This is a genomic window from Catenovulum agarivorans DS-2 (assembly GCF_000568405.1).
Classification (GTDB): Bacteria; Pseudomonadota; Gammaproteobacteria; order Enterobacterales; family Alteromonadaceae; genus Catenovulum; species Catenovulum agarivorans_A.
Map to the genome: position 1 here is coordinate 1 of NZ_ARZY01000083.1, position 1,999 is coordinate 1,999.

The 1,999-nt window shown below is 37.4% G+C and carries 2 protein-coding genes and 1 pseudogene; all 3 read left to right on the forward strand.

Features of this window, described 5'->3' with window-relative positions:
- Nucleotides 1-90 precede the first annotated feature (90 nt).
- Nucleotides 91-441: a type II toxin-antitoxin system RelE/ParE family toxin gene (locus tag DS2_RS19250; RefSeq protein ID WP_035016714.1), complete on the forward strand. Its 351-nt coding sequence runs from the start codon at nucleotides 91-93 to the stop codon at nucleotides 439-441.
- On the forward strand, nucleotides 438-713 hold the full coding sequence (locus tag DS2_RS19255; RefSeq protein ID WP_035016715.1) for a helix-turn-helix domain-containing protein: 276 nt from the start codon (nucleotides 438-440) through the stop codon (nucleotides 711-713). Before DS2_RS19250 ends, DS2_RS19255 begins: the two co-directional genes overlap by 4 nt.
- Nucleotides 714-808: 95 nt before the next feature.
- Nucleotides 809-1,543 (forward strand): annotated as a pseudogene (locus tag DS2_RS19260) (IS110 family transposase); the annotation flags it as partial.
- Between the last annotated feature and the right edge of the window lie 456 nt (nucleotides 1,544-1,999).

Genomic DNA, 1,999 nt, shown 5'->3' on the forward strand with positions numbered 1-1,999 from the left:
GCTGAGATTGGAGTTTTTCTACAGTCTCGTTAGCTGTACATCGGGTTTGGGCACCTTTCTAAAAGTTTACTTGTGTGTTAACCTTTCAGTATGAAAAAAGTTAATTTTTACACGTCTGAAGATGGTAAATGCCCAATAGCTGAATTTCTTGACTCTCTTTCAGGGAAGCAAGTGCAAAAAATTTCATGGGTTCTTCAACTCATTGAAGAGCTAGATGTGCTCCCAAGCACTTATTTGAAAAAGTTAACGAATACCGATGGTATTTGGGAAGTAAGAGTTTTAGTTAGTGGAAATATCTTCAGGTTATTAGGCTTCTTCGATGGAGATAACCTTGTTGTGTTGAATCATGGTTTTCAAAAGAAAACTCAAAAAACACCAGCAAAAGAAATCAAAATTGCGGAAAAACGACGTAAAGACTATTTATTGAGGAAAAGATCATGAGTGATTTTCAAACATATTTAGCAAAACGAAAAGAGGTTGATCCTGAACTTGCAGATAACTACGATGAGGGCTACCAAGCATTTAAGTTTGGAGCTTTACTCAAAGAAGCGCGTAAAGACGCAGGTTTAACTCAACTAGATCTTGCATCTAAATTACATACTCAAAAGAGTGCTATATCTCGAATAGAAAATCACTCAGAGGATGTAAAGTTATCAACATTGGAGCGTTTTGCCTCCGCTTTAGGTAAAAAGTTAGAAATACATTTGGTTTAACGTACAGCTAATAAATAAGGATAGATAATTGGACTCCCCTTTTATGAAACCGTGAGCTATCTTGTTCACGTCAAATATTTGATTTGGAGTCTGTTATGAACAATATAATTGTAGGTGTTGATTTAGCCAAGAATGTTATTCAGGTTTGTATTTATTCAAACCAAAAAGTGCGCTCTAACACAGAGATGACAACTAGCAAATTTACAGAATGGCTTGCAAACTCTGCACCTGTGATGATTGTATTTGAGGCATGCGGTACGTCAAATTACTGGAAACAAAAAGCTTTATCGCTTGGCCATGATGCTCGGCTTATTTCTCCTAACTTGGTTAAGTCTATTAGGCAAAACCAAAAAACAGATGAAAATGACGCTCTGGCCATCGTACAAGCTTCTTTGCTACCGAACGTTACTTTTATTGCTGGTAAGTCCATTGAGCAGCAACAGCTACAATCAATGCTGAGGTTGCGAGAGTTATGTGTAAAGCAAAAAACGGCATCATATAATCAACTGGTTGCGCTGTTGTCTGAGTTTAATATCAAAGTATCAAATAGAAATGGTGGTTTAAAAGGGACCATTGAAGCCGTATTAGAAGATGCAGATAATGGTTTCTCCGTTGAATTTAGACAAGCATTACAAATGGCCTGTGTTCAATTTTCGTCAATCGTCCAATCTATTGCTGTATATGATACATGTCTTGAAAATGCGCTAGAAAGTCACAGTGATTGTAAAAAACTACTGCAACTAGAAGGTGTTGGGACTCTGAATGCTATTAATTTGTACATCGCATTAGGTTGTGCAGAATTAAGTGTTTTTAAAAAAGGTAAAAATGCAAAACTAATTGATTTAAAATCAGTTAACTAATGTAGAGTGCAACACTGAGTCTTGAACTCGCAGGATAGATTTGCAAGTTAGTTCGCGTAAATATCATAGAGCCGAGATAGCTACTCATTATGAGCTCGTACATAAGTGCGCATTTTAATTTTTAGGTTTGAGTTTTTGTTGTTGACATCGGGGAGTCCACATAAGGTTGCGCGAAGCCGCAACTTAATCTTATTGTTGGGCTGTTCTTCTGCATCCTGCAGTCACGGCATTAGTGCATCCTTGCACGTCACAAGCCCGGTGCTGAGTTCTGATTATATAAGGAAATAAATAGATTAGTCGTCATGGCTGACTTTTGTTCGCAAATCATTAAAACTTGGGTAAACAATGGCTCTATGTTGGTGCTCATATTCGCGACAAAGCTGGCAATAGAGGTGGTTATCAACAATATGGCTTAAGGCATATTCG